Here is a 16,058-nt window from a genome sequence, read left to right as displayed (position 1 = left end):
GTAATGTGTCGGGCCGCCGATTGCTTACACCGGCGCCTCGCAGGGGACGGAGAGCGTGAGGGTGACGGTCGCGTGGTCGGCGAACGGGTCGTGCGTGAACGTGCCGCCATGCGCGAGCGCGACGTGCTGACACAGCGCGAGCGTCCACGCGATCTTTTTCGCGTCGCGCGTGCGCAGCATCTCGCGGCGTGCGAACGATTCGAATACGTGCGGCAGCGCCGGATCGGCGAGCGCATCGGCAGCGACGCCGCAGGTGACGCGTGCGACGCACTGCGCGCCGTCGTGCGTGCACGCGAACGTCACGCGCGTGCCGGCGGCACTGGCCTCGATGGCCGTCGTCAGCATCGTCCACAGCGCCTGCGCGATGCGCTGGCGATCGGCCGACAGCGACGGCTCGCTGTCGGGCAGCGTCGCGTCGATGCTCACTTGCCGCGCGTCGGCGAGCGCGAAGCGCGCCAGCGCGAGCGTGTCGTCGAGCAGCGGGCGCAGCGCGAACGGCTGCGGCGCGATCACGAGCGTGCGCGTTTCCGCGCGCGGCGCGTCGAGCACGTCGTCGATCAGCATGACCTGCTGGTCGATCCCCGCGCGGATGCCGGCCAGCGCGCGCTGCTGGTTCGGGTCGCTGCTGGCGAGCTGGCGCTCGAGCACGTACGCCCAGCTGTGCATGGCGTTCAGCGGGCTGCGCAGGTCATGCGATGCGGTGGAAAGTGCCTGGTCGCGCAGGAACAGCGCGGCCTGGGCAGCATAGTGCGCTGCGCGTTCGCGCAGCAGGTCGGCGGCGGGATCGACGGAAAGGGGCGTCACGGAGCAGGCCTGTCGGAAGCGGTGGGCATGATGAACCTACGAACCGCCATTATAGGGACAGCGGCACGCATCACGCCGGCAGCGCGTCCTCGTCCTTTTTCCGTGCGTCGCCGTTCGGCAGCAGCTGGCACGCGAGCAGGCCGGCCAGCATCAGCGCACAGCCGATCAGCGCACGCAGCGTCAGCGTCTCGCCGAGCGCGGCCCAGCCCGCGATGGCCGCAAACACGCCTTCCATGCTGAAGATCACCGCCGCGTGCGCCGGCGCCGCGTCGCGCTGCGCGACGACCTGCAGCGTATAGCCGACGCCGACCGACAGCAGCCCACCGTACAGCAGCGTCGGCAGGGCGTTGTGCAGCATCGCGACGCTGACCGGTTCGACGACGAGGCCGACCGCGAGGCACAGCACGCCGCACGCGACGAACTGCAGGAACGCGAGCACGAGCGGATCGTGACGCCGCGCGAAGTGGCCGACGGCCATCACGTGCGCGGCGATGATGACGGCACCCCCGAGCTGGAACCAGTCGCCGTAGAGCACCGAGAAATGCTCGTCGATGCTGAGGAAATACAGGCCGATCGCCGCGAGCAGCGCGCCGAACCACGTGCCGGCGCCGATCCGGTGGCGGACGAACATGCCCATCAGCGGCACGATCACGACGTACAGCGAGCTGATGAAGCCCGCGTTCGCCACGCGCGTGTATTGCAGGCCGAACTGCTGCAGCGAGATCGCCACGGCGAGCAGCCCGCCGAGCGAGAGGCCCGGCAGCAGCAGCGCCGGCGCGCGGCGGATTGCCGCGAGCTGCGTGCGCGACGCGGTGTTGAACGTCAGCAGCGGGATCAGCACCAGTGCGCCGAGCAGGAAGCGCAGCCCCGTAAACAGGAACGGGCCGATCACGTCGAGGCTCAGTCGTTGCGCGACGAAAGCCGAACCCCAGATCGTGGCGGCGACGAGCATCAGCAGGTTGGCGCGGAGGTGTTTGCGGGATTCGGGTTTCATCGGAATTCTTCAGGGGATTGCGGGCAACGAAACCGTCTAGTTTACGCCGAGATTGCAAGGCTGTCGGAAAACCTTCGCAGCGTGGCGGCCGCACGGGTGTCGCGTACCCGCGAATACAGCACGACCTGCGAGTGCGGCAGCGGCGGCAAGCCGAATTTCGCGCCGACGTCGACCAGCGTGCGCGGTGCGACGCGCCGGGCCAGCGGACAGACGGCGAGCCCGGCCGCGGCGGCGGCCGTGACCGCCGCGATGCCGCCGCCCGTGAAGCGCTCGCGCCACGGCCGCCCCGCATGGTCGAGCGCGCGCAGCGCGGCGGCGCGTACGCCGCACGGGCCGGCCAGCACCGCGAGCGGCAGCGGCTCGCCCGCGCGCGGCGCCCAGTCGGGCGCGGCGAGCCACGTGAGCGGCTCGGTGAACAGCAGCGTGCCGTCGTCGCGCGGCGGATCTTCGCCGGGTTCGTGCCGGACGATCACCGCATCGAGCCGCCGCTCGTCGTATTGCACGAGCAGGTTCGACGACGTTCCCAGATGCATTTCGAGCGACAGCCCCGGATCCTGCCGGTGCAGACTCGTCAGCACGGCCGGCAGGTCTGGCACCGCGACGTGTTCGCTGACGCCGAGCGACAGGCGATGCGTGCCGGTGGCAATCGTGCCGAGCGCGTGATCGTGCGCGTCGAGCAGCGCGCGGGCGGCCGGCAAGAAGTTCTCGCCGTCGGCCGCGAGCTTGACGACGCGCGGCGTGCGCGCGAGCAGCGGCTTGCCGAGATGGGTTTCCAGCCGCTTCAGTTTCAGGCTGACGGCCGACTGGGTGGTGCCGAGCGCGTCGGCGGCGCGCGTGAAGCTGGCCAGATCGGCGACCAGCACGAACGCGCGAACCGCATCGAGGTCGAGGACTTTCATTTTCAATGTAAATGAATGAAATATTGATCAATGACTGTTAATTATAGTTTGGCGCGCCTAACCTGACGTGGCGTTCTCGTTTTTCAACGTCATCGAAAGGAGCAGGACCATGCCATTCACCCGTATCGCAGTGCGCGAAGGCAAACCGGCCGCCTACCGTGCGGCGCTCGTCGAAGGCGTGCATCGCGCGCTGATGCACGCCTTCAACGTGCCCGAGGACGACATCTTCATGGTCGTGACCGAGCATTCGGCCGAGAACTTCGTATTCGGCCGCCATTACCTCGACATCGAACGCAGCGACGATCTCGTGATGATCCAGATCACCGCGAACAACACGCGCACGCTCGAACAGAAACAGGCGCTGTACCGGACGATCGCGGAAAACCTCGCGCGGCAGCCCGGCGTGCGGCAGCAGGACGTCTTCATCAGCCTCGTCGAGGTGCTGAAGGAGGACTGGTCGTTCGGCAACGGCATCGCGCAGTACGTCGTTTGATGCGCGACAGGGCGACGGGGGCCGGATCGTCGCCCGCGCGTTTGTGCGCCGTGTACTATGGAAGCTGCTTCACGGACGACGCCGGCATCGGGCATGCGCCGGCGATTCTTCATGTGCAGGAGTCTCCATGTCGCGTGTGCTGGAAATCGTGTTGTGCCTGTCGCTGGAAGGTTGGCCGGTCAAGGCGGGAAGCCGGGCTCGAGGCGCGCAGCGCGACTTCGGCGCCGAGCTCGTCCGCGCGTGGCGGATCTGCCCGCAGGTGCGCATGCGCCGCGGCCAGGAGCGCGTGACGATCGAGCCGTGCCAGATCGAGGAGGCCGAGCCTAACCCCGGCGAGAGCTGGTGGACGTGGGTCGAGTCGAATGCGCAGGGGCGGCGCGTGGTCGCGTCCCGCACGAAGGCATTTGCGCCGGGTGTAGCGGAGCGCGAGCTGTTCGACGCCGAGCATGCGGGCATCGTCGTCGCGATGCCGGAACCGGCGACGCAGGCAGACACCGAATCGGCAGAGGCGGCGGACGAGCGCGATCGTGCGACGGCCGGCGCCGTGGACGAAGCGGCGGTCGCCGTATCGTCCGGGCCGCCGCCGTTGCGGCTCGTGAGCGAGCGGCGGCGGGGGCGATGGGCGGACGACAGCGGCGTGGTGGTCGAGATGACGCTCGACGACATCGCGCTGCAGGGCGGCACCGAGCCGCCGCGTCGTCACGTCGAGCTGCGTCTCGCGGCGCCCGACTGGGAAACGCCGCCCGCGCGTGCAGCCGCATTGCATGCGCTGTTTGCCGCGGCGCGTGAGCTGAGCGGCGCGTGGCCCGCGTTCGTGCAACTGACCAGCGTGATCGATCGCGCGTGCGCGGGCGAGCCCGCCGTCGCCGAGCCGGTCAAGGCGCAACTGGTCGACCTGACCGGTATCCGCTCGCAGCGCGCTGCACTGTTCGCGCTGTCCGGCGACATCGCCGCGCAATGGCTCGGCAACGAAAGCGGCGTACTCGATCGCGACGACCCCGAATTCGTGCACCAGATGCGCGTCGCGCTGCGCCGCTTGCGCACGCTGATGCGTTTCTTTCCGCGTTTCGTTGACGCGCACTGGCAGGACGCGTTCGCCGTCGACCTGCGCTGGCTCGCCGCGCTGCTGGGCACCGTGCGCGACTGGGACGTGTTCTCGACCGAGAGCCTGCCGGCGTTGATCGCGGCCGACGGCGGCAGCGCCGACTGGAACGGCACGCTCGACGCCGCGCGTGCGCAGGCGACGGCCGCGCGCGTCGAATTGCGGCAGGCCCTGCATTCCGCGCGCTATGCGCGACTCACGCTCGGCTGGCTCGAATGGCTGAGTACGCTCGTGCTGCCGTCCGCCGAAGGCGACGATGCCCCGTCGCTGCGGCGTCACGCGACCAAGCGCGTGCGCCGCTTGTTCGGCCATCTGTATGCATCGCCGTCGCTCACGTCGCTCGATACGGCCGCGCGGCACCGGGTGCGGATCGATGCGAAGCGGCTGCGCTATGCGCTTGAATTCTTCGCGTCGCTGGCGTCGCGCCGCACGCGCACCGAGACGGTCAAGACGCTCGCGCGCGTGCAGAGCGTGCTGGGCGAGGCGAACGACACGATGGTCGCGCTGCATCATCTCGAACAACTGGCGGCGCCCGCGTACCAGCTCGGTTTCGTGCGCGGCTACGGGGCCGCGCTCGAGCAACGCGCGGCGCGCGACGCCGAGACGCTGCTCGCGAGCCTGCGCCCGCCGAGGCTCGACGGGAAGTCGGGTTGAGCGGTGCGCGCTCACTATAATGACCACCCGTTTTCTTCGACCAGACCGATGACCGACGCGTCGCCTCCTTCCTCTTCCGCCGAACCGCTCGAACTGGGCGGCGAACTGTGGTTGCGCGCGGGCGAGCAGACGCTCGGCGGCGCCACCCGCATCGCGCTGCTCGCGGCGGTCGGCGACACCGGTTCGATCACGCGCGCGGCGAAGGCCGTCGGTCTCAGCTACAAGGCCGCGTGGGATGCGATTGATACGATGAACAACCTTGCCGGCGAACCGCTCGTGATGCGGTCGACGGGCGGCAAGGGCGGCGGCGGCACGACGCTGACGCCGCGTGCGATGTCGCTGATCGCCGCGTTCCGCACGATCGAGCGCGAGCATCGCCGCTTCATCGAGGCCGCCAGCGCGGCGGTGGCCGGCTTCGACGTCGACTGGGCGCTGATCGGCCGGATCGGGATGAAGACGAGCGCGCGCAACCAGTTGTTCGGCAAGGTCGAATCGATCGTGCGCGGCACGATCAACGACGAAGTGACGCTCGTGCTGCCCGGCGGGCAGGCGATCGTCGCGGTGCTTACGCATGAAAGCGCCGACGTGCTCGGCTTGCGGCCTGGCGCGGATGCGTGTGCGCTCGTGAAGGCGTCGTGGATCGTGCTGGCCGTCGACGATGACGGCGAAGCGGAAGCCGAAGCAGCATTGAAGGTGTCCGCGCGCAACCAGTTGCGCGGCACGGTCGAAGACGTTGCGGCGGGTGCGGTGAACAGCGAGGTGACGCTTGCGCTCGATGGCGGCGGGACGCTCACGGCCGTCGTCACGAACGACAGCGTCGATGCGTTACGGCTCGACGCGGACCGGCGTGCGATCGCGTTGTTCAAGGCGTCGAGCGTGATTCTGGCGGTGACGGGCTGACACCACGCGGCGGCGCGGGTCTTTGCGGTAGACACGTACGGACGGAGGCGAAACCGGCGCCGCCCAGGGTGGGTGAGGCGCCGGCTTCGATCCCGTTTTCAACTTATGCCGCGCGTAGCGGCTTCTCTCAGGCTCCCACGGTCACTGCCTTCGCGCGCTCACGCGACGCGCGTCGGCCACTCGGCGTGCGGCGTCGCCGCCTGCACGCGTCCTTCGCTCAATTGCACGACCTGGTCGCCGAACGCGGCGACGTCGTCGGGGTCGTGCGAGATGAGTACCATCGGGATGTCGAGCCGTGCCTGCAGTTCCGCGAGCTCGTGACGCATGCGCTGGCGCATCGCGCCGTCGAGCGCCGCGAACGGCTCGTCGAGCAGCAGGATGCGCGGTTGCGCGACCAGCGCGCGCGCGAGCGCGACGCGCTGCTTCTGTCCGCCCGACAATTGCGACGGAAACTGCCCGGCGAGCTTGTCGAGTTCGAACGCGTGCAGCCAGTACGCGACTTCGGGCGGCACCGTCTTCGCGCGCGGATTGCGCAGGCCCGGCGTCAGCCCGAAGGCGATGTTCTGGCGCACGTTCAGGTGCGGAAACAGCGCGTAGTCCTGGAACAGGTATGCGACGCGCCGTGCGCGCGTCGGCACGTCGATGCCGCGTGCTGCATCGAACAGCGGCTCGCCGTTCAGCGTGATCGTGCCTTCGTCGGGCGACAGCAGCCCGGCGATTGCCTGCAGCGTCATGCTCTTGCCCGCGCCGGACGGCCCGAACAGCACGACGCGCTGCGTGGTGGCGGTAAACGACACGTCGAGCGTGAAGCGGCGCTCGGCGTTCGCGTAGGTCTTGCGGATATCGACGGAGACGCTCATGCGGGCCTCCGTCGTGCAGCGCTGCGCGCGGCGCAAAGGCGAATCGTCGCGCGGCGCGCAGCCGGACGACGCGGACGGGATACGCGCGTCATGTCAGCTGGCTCCGACCGGCCCGCGACGGCACGAGCCAGCCGGTCGCGAGCAACACGAGCACGCAGGTGATCGACGTCACCAGCACGAGGAAGTTGGCGGTGTTGTCGTCGCCGGCCTGCACCGCGGCATAGATCGCGACCGACAGCGTCTGCGTGCGGCCGGGCAGGTTGCCGGCGATCATCAGCGTCGCGCCGAATTCGCCGAGCGCGCGCGCGAACGCGAGCAGCGCACCGGCGAGGATGCCGCGCGTGGCGAGCGGCAGTGTTACGCGGAAGAACACCGCGGCTTCGCCGAGCCCGAGTGTGCGCGCCGCGCGCTCGAGATGCGGATCGACGCTCTCGAACGCGGTGCGCGCCGACTTCAGGATCAGCGGGAACGCGACGACCATCGATGCGACCACCGCGCCTTGCCACGTGAAGACGAGCTCGATGCCGAGCTGGTCGAGCCATGCGCCGAACACGCCGCGCCGGCCGAGCAGCACGAGCAGGTAGTAGCCGAGCACCGTCGGCGGCAGCACGAGCGGCAGCGTCAGCAGCGAATCGACGACGTCGCGCATCGGCGAGCGCCAGCGCGCGAGCACGAAGGCGGCCGCGACGCCGAGCACGATGTCGAGCGCGGTCGCCCAGCCGGCAACCTTCAGCGACAGCAGCAGCGGTACCCAGGCGTCCTGCATCACGCTACGCTCACTTGCCCGCGGGCTTGAAACCGAACGTCGACAGCACGGCCTGGCCCTGCGGCGACGTGACGAAGTCGATGAACGACTGCGCCTGCGCGGCATGGCGGCTGTCCTTGACCACCGCGATCGGATAGGTGATGGCCGTTTGCGTCGGCACGGTCAGTGCGACCTTCACGCGGCCCGGCATGATCGCCGCGTCGGTGCCGAACACGAAGCCCGCGTCGACTTCGCCGCGCGCGACGTAATCGAGGCTCTGGCGCACGTTCGCGGCCAGCACGCCCTTCGCGCTGATGGCGTCCCACACGCCGGCCGCGCGCAGCGCGCCTTCGGTGTAGCGGCCGACCGGCACCGACGCCGGGTCGCCGTACGCGACCCGCTTGACGCCCGGCGCTGTCAGGTCGTTCAGCGACGTCGGCGCGGCCGCGTGGCTGTCAGCCGGCACGATCAGCACGAGCGAGTTCGCGGCGAAATCGCGGCGCGTGCCGGGCACGATGACGTTTTCGCTGACCGCGCGATCCATCGCCTTCTGGTCGGCGGACGCGAACACGTCGGCCGGTGCGCCCTTGGCGATCTGCTGCATCAGCACGTCCGACGCGCCGAAGTTGAACAGCACCTTGGTGTCCGGATGCTGCTTCTGGTATGCATCGCCGACGGCCTTGAACGCATTCGTCAGGCTCGCGGCTGCCGAGACGACCAGTTCGTCGGCAGCGGAAGCCGGTGCGCTGAACGCGATCCCGGCAGCAAGCGTGGCGATCGGCAGAAAGCGGAGCAGGGTGCGGCGAAGCGGGCGAACGGTTGAGCGCATGGTCTGATCGTTTGAATGGTGGAAAACCGTAATCGTAATATAGGGCGGGTTATAACGCTCGACATACCGCACATGTGACGGAACGCATGAAATCGTCAGATGTGAGAGCGGGCGGGAATGACGAGCGCGCGGCCCGTCACGCGTGCAGCAGTGCCGCCGACGATTCGCTGCGCTGCAGCGACGACGCCGGCCGGTAGTTCGGATTGGCTTTCCAGCGCGCGCGGACGAACGGGCGCTCGTGGCCCGACAACTCCAGCGCGACCTTGGTGACCCAGCGATGCGACGGAACCGTGATGCCGTGCAGCGCAACCGTGACGAGCGCAAGGCTCGCGACCACGGCCGGCACCGACCAGCGGTGCGGCACGGCGCGCCATGAACCGGCGATGAACACGAGCGCGGCGATCGCGCCGACAATGCAGCCGGTGATCGATTCGGATGGCGAATGGGCATCCAGCGCGACGCGCGACACGCCGACCGCGATACCGGCCGCGAGGCCGAGCGCGATGCCGGCGATGCGGATCGGCGCGCGCGTGCGGATCAGCGCGAGGAAGATCGCGACGGGATACACCGACGTCGACAGCATCGCGTGGCCGCTGAAGCCCGTGAAGTCCCATGAGCGGATGCCGATGCCCCAGCCGAGGAACGCGATCTTGGTGAGCGCGACCACCGCGATCGCGGTCGCGAGCACCCCGAGCCACGCGGCCGAGCGCTGCCACGAGTAGCCGAGCGCCAGCCAGACGGCGATCGTGACCGCGAGCGGCAACGTGAGGCCGGCGCCGCCGAATGCGGTGATCATGATCCACAGGTGAGACGACAGGTCGAACATCGGGAAGGGGACGGGCAGAGGCGGGACGAATGCTTAAATCAACGCGCGAGCCGGAAAGAACGACTACAACGGATACAAGCGGCCAAACCCGAGTATAGCGCCGCGTGTGCTCGAGGCCCGTTTTTCGCGGCGCGGGAACTATCCGCGTGCAGGAAAAATCCCAGAAACAGTGTTATGGTGCATTGCACAAACGCGAACGATGCACCCCGTGTGGTGTCCCCATTTTTCCTGACTGCGAGCCCGATCGATGACCAAAAGTCTGACGAAGGTATGGCTGGGCGGCATGAAACGCATGCTGTCTCCGGCCGCCAAACGTGCGACGCGCGATGCCCAGCGGATCACGCGCGATACGCTCGAGGCTGTGGCGTCGTCCGCCGCTGCTGATCTGTCCCCGCCGCGCGAATCGCGCGTGCGGCCCCGCGCGGCTGCGTGGGCCGCCGGCGAATGGACGCGCGGCGAGCATCCGATGGCGCCGGCGCTGGGGCGCCTCGTCCAGCAACTTGCCTACAGCCTCTACGTGCCGCCAGGCCGCCGGCGCGGCGCGATGCCGCTCGTCGTGATGCTGCACGGCTGCCAGCAATCGGCCGATGAGTTCGCGCAGGGCACCCGGATGAACCTGCTGGCCGACAAGCACGGTTTCGCGGTGCTGTATCCCGAGCAATCGCTGCGCGCGCATGCGCACGGCTGCTGGCACTGGTACGAAGACACCGACCGGGCGGGCCGCGGCGAAGCGGATGCGGTCGCATCGCTCGTCGACGCGCTCGTCGACGAGCGCGGTTTCGACGCGTCGCGCGTGTACGTCGCGGGCCTGTCGGCCGGCGCGGGCCTCGCGTCGTTGCTCGCACTGCACCATCCCGACCGTTTCGCGGCGGTCGCGCTGCACTCGGGCCCCGCGTTCGGCGAGGCGAATTCCGGGATCAGCGCGATGGACGTGATGCGGCGCGGTCTGCGGCTGAATCCGGCCGCGGCCGTCGACGCGCTGGTCGACGCCGGTTCGTATCCCGGCATGCCCGCGCTGATCGTGCAGGGCGACGGCGACCATGTCGTCGCGCCGAAGAACGCCGACCAGTTGACCGTGCAGTTCATGCGCCTGAACGGGCTCGCGGACAGCCGCGGCGCGCTGCGCGGCGGCGATCGCGCGGAGACGCGCGAGGCGGGCGCGCAGATCACGGACGTTCGTCGCGACGGCGAACCGGTCGTGCGGCTGTGTCACGTGAAAGGGCTCGATCATGCGTGGGCGGGCGGCGACGAAGCCGTGCCGTTTCACGCGGCCGTCGGCCCCGATGCGAGCGCCATGATCTGGTCCTTTTTCGAACAGAATCGTCGAACTGTGGCGACCGAACGACGCACCGTCTGATCGACGCTAGCCAAGATTTAGGGTTTTCCCTATAATTCGGGAAAACCCTAGTCAAAGAACCTTTGGATTGCGAGATCGAACATGTACCTGCTGAGCCACCTCTTCCTGATGCTGACCAAGAACGCCGAGAAGGCCTCGAAAGAGCGCGCTGAAGCGTACCTGTCCGAAGCGACCGACATCTATGATCTCGAATTCCGTATGCGCAAGATCGATCGCGAAGCAGCGATGAACCGTCCGTTCTCGTTCGGTTCGCGTTAAGCAGCGCAGCACGGGCCGGCTTGTCAGTCGGCCCCGCGAATCACGCAAAAGGGCGTGTGCGGCACAAGCCGCACACGCCCTTTTTGCATTTGGCGCCGCGTGTCGCGTCAGACGACCGTCAGGCGGACCGGCACGTTGTTGCGCGTGGCGTTCGAGTATGGGCACACGTGATGCGCCTTGTCGACCAGCGCCTGCGCGTCGGCCTTGTCGAGACCGGGCAGCGACACGCGCAGCTCGATGTCCAGCCCGAAGCCGCCTGCGTCGTTCGGACCGATGCCCACTTCTGCCGTGACTTGCGTGTCGGCCGGCAGCGTCTGCTTGTTCTGGCCGGCGACGAATTTCATCGCGCTCAGGAAACAGGCCGAGTAGCCTGCGGCAAAGAGCTGCTCCGGATTCGTGCCTTCGGCGCCCGTGCCGCCGAGCTCGCGCGGCGCGGCCAGCTTCACTTCCAGCTTGTGGTCAGCGGATACCGCGCGGCCGTCGCGGCCGCCCGTGCTCGTGGCGCTCGTCTTGTACAGAATGTTCATCGTGAAGCTCCTGTCGAAGGAAAGGGAGAAAAGCGGCCCGGTCGAACGGGGTGTCGCCGGCCACGAATAAAATATAGAACACAAATGATTTGTGTACAAATGAAATTTTGAAGAAAAAGCCCGGCGATACCGGGCCTGTTGGCGGTGCGGTGCGTCAGCTTTCGTTGGCGTCCGACAGCGCGCTGCGCAGTTGCTGCAGATCCGCACGCAGCCGCACCAGGAATTCGGGTGTTTGCTGCATCGCGCAAAAGAGATCGGCGGGGACCGAGCGTGCCTTGTCCTTCAGCGCGCGTCCTTCCGTTGTCACGCGCACGTTCACGACGCGCTCGTCGGTCGCGCTGCGCACGCGTTCGACATAGCCGAGCGCCTCGAGCCGTTTCAGCAGCGGCGTGACGGTGGCCGGGTCGAGGTCGAGCCGGCCGGCGATGTCCTTCACCGCGATGTCGTCGCGTTCCCACAGCACGAGCATCGCCAGATATTGGGGATAGGTCAGCGACAGCTTGTCGAGCAACGGCTTGTACGCCTTCGTCATCGCATGCGACGTGGCGTACAGCGCGAAGCAGAGTTGCTCGTCGAGCGTCTGGGGTAATGGGGGCAGACGGTCCATGATTCAGGCGGCGCGGCGGACGCGCTAACGATTTGTACGCAAATTATTTTGCGCGCAAATGATTCGGTTGAACAGGGGCGTCAGGCAAGCGGCGGCGGGCGGGACGGGCTACCGGCGACGTCCGGCCCGGGCAGGGGGAAGGGCGGCCGGCGATGCGCGCCGGCCGATGCCGGGCTCAGCGGCCCGACGCGGGTGTCGGAGCGTCCGGTTCCTGCACGCCGAAGCAGCCGCGATAGGTCGCGTAGAACGAGCAGTACATCATCGTGACGATGATGATCGTCACCGGCATCATGATCGTGAGCCCATAGGCGCCGGCGCCGAGCGCCTGCAGCAGCAGCGACAGGCCGAACGACGTGCCGAGCGCGACGCCGAACCACAGCAGGCCGTACACGACGAACGCGCCGCGATTGCGCCAGCAACTGACGATGCTGAAGAACAGCGCCTTGGCGGGCGGGATGTCATGCCATGCGGTGAGCACCGGTGCGAACCAGAACAGCATCGCAACCGGCGCGTAGAGCAGCGTCGCGAGCAGCAGGGCGCCGAGCGTGCCTTGCGCGGCGAGCGCTTCCGGCGTGGTGCTGGTATCGCCCGTTGTGCCCAGCATCATGTGGAGCAGTGCGCCGCCGTCGACGATCGACGATGCGGCGAACACCAGCACCATCAGCACGACATAGACGACGCCGAGCACGAGCAGCCGCTGCGTCGTGGCCGGGCCATACGAGCGGAAGCCGTCGATGAGGATCGTCGGCATCACCGGTTTGCCGGCCACCGTGTCGCGGCACGCGGCCATGAAGCCGACCGCGATGCCGGGGATGAACAGCAGCGGCAGCGCCGCGCCGACCACCGGCACCATCGACACCAGCGTGATCGCCAGCAGGTACGTGAAAAACAGCGTGATGAACGCGAGCGGGTTCCGGCGGAACAGCCAGATGCCTTGACGGAACCAGACATAGCCCGCTTTCGCGGGTACTTCGATCAGTTGCATGCGGTGTGGATCTCGGGAAGCGCGGGCGTATGGGCAATACGCTCACGCAGGATGCGTTCGAAATGGCCGGGGTCGTGCGGTTTGAGCATTTCGGCCGCACGCGGCAGGTAGAAGTCGTACAGGCGCGATACCCAGAAGCGGTACGCGCCGGCGCGCAGCATGTCGCTCCAGTGGCGGCGCTCCTCGGCCGTGAACGGGCGCACCGTCTGGTACGCGCGCACCAGCGCGTCCGCGCGCGCGACGTCGAGCACGCCGGTGGCGAGGTCGACGCACCAGTCGTTGACGGTGACCGCGACGTCGAACAGCCATTTGTCGCAGCCGGCGAAATAGAAGTCGAAGAACCCGCCGAGCCGGACCTCATGGCCGGTATCGGGATCGGCGTGCGCAAACAGCACGTTGTCGCGGAACAGGTCGCAGTGGCACGGGCCGCTCGGCAGCGCCGCGTAGTCGTCCGACGCGAAGAAGGCGGTCTGGTGCGCCAGTTCGCCCTCGAGCAGCGTGCGCTGCGCGTCCGAGATGAACGGGACGATCGCCGGCACGTTCTCCTGCCACCACGGCAGGCTGCGCAGGTTCGGCTGGTAGCGCGGGTAGTCGCGCCCTGCCAGGTGCAGGCGCGCGAGCATCTGCCCGACCTCGATGCAGTGTTCGACCCCCGGTGCGAGTTCGGCGGCCCCTTCGAGCTTCGTGACGATCGCCGCCGGCTTGCCGTGCAGCTCGCCGAACAGCGTGCCGTCGTCGCGCGGGACCGGATCCGGCACCGGCACGCCGTGGCCGGCCAGATGGCGCATCAGGTCCAGGTAGAACGGAAGTTGTTCCGCCGTCAGCTTTTCGAAGATCGTGAGGACGTACTCGCCGCGCGTCGTCGTCAGGAAGAAATTGCTGTTTTCGATGCCGGACGGAATGCCGCGGAACGTCAGCACGTCGCCCAGTTCATAGTGGCGCATCCATTGCGCGAGATCGGAGTCGGAAACAGGGGTGAAAACGGCCATGCGAGATGCGTCTGGTCAGTTGTCGGCCCGCGCGGGGCGTGCAGCGCGACAGGAGGTGAAGGGGGAGCCGGCGCGCCGCGTCGGGATCGACGCGGCGCGGCAGGAAATCAGTAGCGCAGGTTGACCGACGGCAGGCGCGTGATCGGGACGCCCGCGTCGTGCGGCTTCGGCGACGTGTCGAGCGTCGAGCTCATCTGGTAGCGCGTGCCGAAGTTCGACTTCACGTCGATCTCGACCGGCTTGCCGCGATCGCGATACTCGGTGACCTCGGTGCCGTTCTTGCTCTTTTCGTGGAAGCTCGGCGTGCGGCGGATGTCGGCGAAGTCGACTTTCGACGTGACTTCGGCGCCCGGCCGGTTGATCTTGCGGAGATCGGGCAGGCCGGCGGCTTCGTTGGCCTCCGCCTGGGCCTGCGCGTCGGCGGCCGGCGTGCTGCCGGCGGCGTAGGCAGCGCCGGCAGTGGCAAACGTGCCAGCAAACACGGCGGCAGCGGCAACGAGAATGAGCGGCTTCATGATGAGTCTCCAGTGAACCTTCCGATTTTAGCAAATACTGCGCGCCGCCCGGCCTTCACGTGCAAGCAGGGTGCAAGCGGGCGGCCATGAGCGCGACCGGGTTCCGTGGTAATGTCGTTGGATCAGACGAGGTGATGAAAATGAAGAACGATTTGAGCCGCCGGCACCGGATGCTGACGCCCGAGAGCCCGCCCGTCGAAGCCTTCGACGACCCGATCGCCGCCGTCGCGCGACTGTCGGCCATCTACGACACGAATACCGGTTTCCTGCGCGATGCCTTCGCGCGTTATCGCCGCCACGAACCGATCACCGAGCACGTACGCGCGTGCTACCCGTTCGTCCGGATCCGCACCGAAGTCAACACGCACGTCGATTCGCGCCGCTCGTACGGTTTCGTCGCCGGCCCGGGTGTGTTCGAGACCACCGTCACGCGCCCCGATCTCTTCGCGAACTACTATCGTGAGCAACTGCGTCTGCTGTCGAAGAATCACCATGTGAAGATCGAGGTCGGCGTATCGTCGCAGCCGATTCCGATTCACTTCGCCTTTCCCGAAGGGATTCATCTCGAAGGCGAACTCGACCGCGACCGCCTGCTCGCGATGCGCGACATCTTCGATACACCCGATCTGTCGTATCTCGACGACCGCATCGTCAACGGCACGTTCGAGCCCGAGCATGGCGAGCCGCATCCGCTCGCGCTGTTCACCGCCGCGCGCGTCGACTTCTCGCTGCACCGGCTGCGTCACTACACGGCCACGTCGCCTACGCACTTCCAGAACTACGTGCTCTACACGAACTATCAGTTCTATATCGACGAGTTCGTGAAGCTGGGCCGCACGCTGATGACGGAAAGCACCGATCCGGAGGTGCGGGCGTACCGCAGCCAGTACAGCGCGTTCGTCGAGCCCGGCGATGTCGTCACGTACAACGCGAACCTCGGCAGCGAGGCGGCCGAAGGCGCCGCGCCGCCGCGGCTGCCGCAGATGCCCGCGTATCACCTGAAGCGCGCGGACGGCAGCGGGATCACGATGGTCAACATCGGCGTCGGTCCGTCGAACGCGAAGACGATCACCGACCACATCGCGGTGCTGCGTCCGCATGCCTGGGTGATGCTCGGTCACTGCGCGGGCCTGCGCAACACGCAGCGTCTCGGCGACTACGTGCTCGCACACGGTTACGTGCGCGAGGATCACGTGCTCGACGCCGACCTGCCGCTGTGGGTGCCGATCCCGGCGCTTGCCGAAGTGCAGCTCGCACTCGAGCGCGGCGTGGCCGAAGTCACGCAGCTCGAAGGCGTCGAACTGAAGCGCGTGATGCGCACGGGAACGGTCGCGAGCGTCGACAACCGCAACTGGGAATTGCGCGATCACCGCGAGCCGGTGCAGCGACTGTCGCAGAGCCGCGCGATCGCGCTCGACATGGAAAGCGCGACGATCGCCGCGAACGGCTTCCGCTTCCGCGTGCCGTACGGCACGTTGCTGTGCGTATCGGACAAGCCGCTGCACGGCGAGCTGAAACTGCCGGGCATGGCCGACACGTTCTATCGCGGGCAGGTCGACCAGCATCTGCAGATCGGCGTGAAGGCGATGGAGATCCTGCGCACGAACGGGCTCGACAAGCTGCATAGCCGGAAGCTGCGAAGCTTCGCGGAAGTGGCGTTTCAGTAAGAAAGAGAAAGCGCGTTGTCCGGCGGTGCCGTCATGGCACTGCGGGA

General features: G+C 67.8%; 18 protein-coding genes. 6 read left to right on the top strand and 12 right to left on the bottom strand.

Annotation, left to right across the window (positions count from 1 at the left end; genetic code table 11):
• Positions 1 to 24: 24 nt before the first annotated feature.
• The 3 genes from BX604_RS21770 to BX604_RS21760 form a co-directional block, all read right to left on the bottom strand.
• On the bottom strand, positions 25 to 804 hold the full coding sequence (locus BX604_RS21770; protein ID WP_098552598.1) for a sensor histidine kinase: 780 nt from the start codon (positions 802 to 804) through the stop codon (positions 25 to 27).
• A gap of 70 nt (positions 805 to 874) precedes the next feature.
• A complete protein-coding gene (locus tag BX604_RS21765; protein ID WP_098552597.1) occupies positions 875 to 1,798 on the bottom strand; it encodes a DMT family transporter in 924 nt (307 codons plus the stop codon).
• 41 nt (positions 1,799 to 1,839) lie between these two features.
• A complete protein-coding gene (locus BX604_RS21760; protein ID WP_098552596.1) occupies positions 1,840 to 2,697 on the bottom strand; it encodes a LysR family transcriptional regulator in 858 nt (285 codons plus the stop codon).
• A 109-nt stretch (positions 2,698 to 2,806) separates the two neighbouring features.
• On the opposite strand from BX604_RS21760, the gene BX604_RS21755 reads away from it, so the two are divergent.
• The 3 genes from BX604_RS21755 to BX604_RS21745 all read left to right on the top strand — a co-directional run bounded on the left by BX604_RS21755 (position 2,807) and on the right by BX604_RS21745 (position 5,846).
• The gene (locus BX604_RS21755) at positions 2,807 to 3,190 is read left to right on the top strand and encodes a tautomerase family protein (protein WP_098552595.1); all 384 of its coding nucleotides are present in this window, start codon (positions 2,807 to 2,809) and stop codon (positions 3,188 to 3,190) included.
• Positions 3,191 to 3,317: 127 nt separating this feature from the next.
• Complete coding sequence (locus BX604_RS21750) at positions 3,318 to 4,946, top strand: CHAD domain-containing protein (protein ID WP_098552594.1); 1,629 nt, start codon at positions 3,318 to 3,320, stop codon at positions 4,944 to 4,946.
• 48 nt (positions 4,947 to 4,994) lie between these two features.
• Positions 4,995 to 5,846 carry a TOBE domain-containing protein gene (locus BX604_RS21745; RefSeq protein WP_098552593.1) on the top strand — a complete coding sequence of 284 codons (852 nt, stop codon included), beginning with the start codon at positions 4,995 to 4,997 and terminating at the stop codon, positions 5,844 to 5,846.
• Between the two features lie 158 nt (positions 5,847 to 6,004).
• Here BX604_RS21745 and BX604_RS21740 read toward each other — a convergent pair whose 3' ends face one another.
• The 4 genes from BX604_RS21740 to BX604_RS21725 form a co-directional block, all read right to left on the bottom strand.
• A complete protein-coding gene (locus BX604_RS21740) occupies positions 6,005 to 6,706 on the bottom strand; it encodes a sulfate/molybdate ABC transporter ATP-binding protein (protein WP_098553015.1) in 702 nt (233 codons plus the stop codon).
• An 88-nt stretch (positions 6,707 to 6,794) separates the two neighbouring features.
• Entirely contained in the window at positions 6,795 to 7,472 is a 678-nt protein-coding gene (gene modB, locus BX604_RS21735; RefSeq protein WP_098552592.1) for a molybdate ABC transporter permease subunit, read from the bottom strand.
• Between the two features lie 10 nt (positions 7,473 to 7,482).
• Positions 7,483 to 8,280, bottom strand: coding sequence for a molybdate ABC transporter substrate-binding protein (gene modA / locus BX604_RS21730; RefSeq protein WP_098552591.1), 798 nt, complete (start codon positions 8,278 to 8,280; stop codon positions 7,483 to 7,485).
• Between the two features lie 136 nt (positions 8,281 to 8,416).
• On the bottom strand, positions 8,417 to 9,106 hold the full coding sequence (locus BX604_RS21725; RefSeq protein WP_098552590.1) for a phosphatase PAP2 family protein: 690 nt from the start codon (positions 9,104 to 9,106) through the stop codon (positions 8,417 to 8,419).
• A gap of 247 nt (positions 9,107 to 9,353) precedes the next feature.
• On the opposite strand from BX604_RS21725, the gene BX604_RS21720 reads away from it, so the two are divergent.
• Entirely contained in the window at positions 9,354 to 10,463 is a 1,110-nt protein-coding gene (locus tag BX604_RS21720; RefSeq protein ID WP_098552589.1) for an extracellular catalytic domain type 1 short-chain-length polyhydroxyalkanoate depolymerase, read from the top strand.
• Positions 10,464 to 10,544: 81 nt separating this feature from the next.
• The gene (locus BX604_RS21715) at positions 10,545 to 10,721 is read left to right on the top strand and encodes a DUF3563 family protein (RefSeq protein ID WP_014900034.1); all 177 of its coding nucleotides are present in this window, start codon (positions 10,545 to 10,547) and stop codon (positions 10,719 to 10,721) included.
• Between the two features lie 107 nt (positions 10,722 to 10,828).
• Here the strand turns inward: BX604_RS21715 and BX604_RS21710 are convergent, their stop codons facing one another.
• From BX604_RS21710 to BX604_RS21690, 5 genes are all read right to left on the bottom strand, one after another.
• Complete coding sequence (locus tag BX604_RS21710) at positions 10,829 to 11,248, bottom strand: organic hydroperoxide resistance protein (protein WP_048988685.1); 420 nt, start codon at positions 11,246 to 11,248, stop codon at positions 10,829 to 10,831.
• A gap of 154 nt (positions 11,249 to 11,402) precedes the next feature.
• Entirely contained in the window at positions 11,403 to 11,855 is a 453-nt protein-coding gene (locus tag BX604_RS21705) for a MarR family winged helix-turn-helix transcriptional regulator (RefSeq protein ID WP_098552588.1), read from the bottom strand.
• Positions 11,856 to 12,030: 175 nt separating this feature from the next.
• Positions 12,031 to 12,840: a BPSS1780 family membrane protein gene (locus BX604_RS21700; RefSeq protein ID WP_098552587.1), complete on the bottom strand. Its 810-nt coding sequence runs from the start codon at positions 12,838 to 12,840 to the stop codon at positions 12,031 to 12,033.
• Positions 12,831 to 13,829 carry a homoserine kinase gene (locus BX604_RS21695; protein WP_098552586.1) on the bottom strand — a complete coding sequence of 333 codons (999 nt, stop codon included), beginning with the start codon at positions 13,827 to 13,829 and terminating at the stop codon, positions 12,831 to 12,833. The genes BX604_RS21700 and BX604_RS21695 overlap by 10 nt, the downstream gene beginning before the upstream one ends.
• Before the next feature lie 107 nt (positions 13,830 to 13,936).
• Entirely contained in the window at positions 13,937 to 14,344 is a 408-nt protein-coding gene (locus tag BX604_RS21690) for a hypothetical protein (protein ID WP_098552585.1), read from the bottom strand.
• A 140-nt stretch (positions 14,345 to 14,484) separates the two neighbouring features.
• Between BX604_RS21690 and BX604_RS21685 the strand changes: the two genes are divergently transcribed.
• Positions 14,485 to 16,011 (top strand): AMP nucleosidase, encoded by a 1,527-nt coding sequence (locus BX604_RS21685; protein ID WP_098553014.1) that lies wholly within the window; start codon positions 14,485 to 14,487, stop codon positions 16,009 to 16,011.
• Positions 16,012 to 16,058: the final 47 nt, after the last annotated feature.

The organism is Burkholderia sp. JKS000303, assembly GCF_002563755.1.
In the GTDB taxonomy this organism is placed as follows: domain Bacteria; phylum Pseudomonadota; class Gammaproteobacteria; order Burkholderiales; family Burkholderiaceae; genus Burkholderia; species Burkholderia anthina_B.
This window is presented reverse-complemented; position numbering and strand designations above follow the sequence as displayed.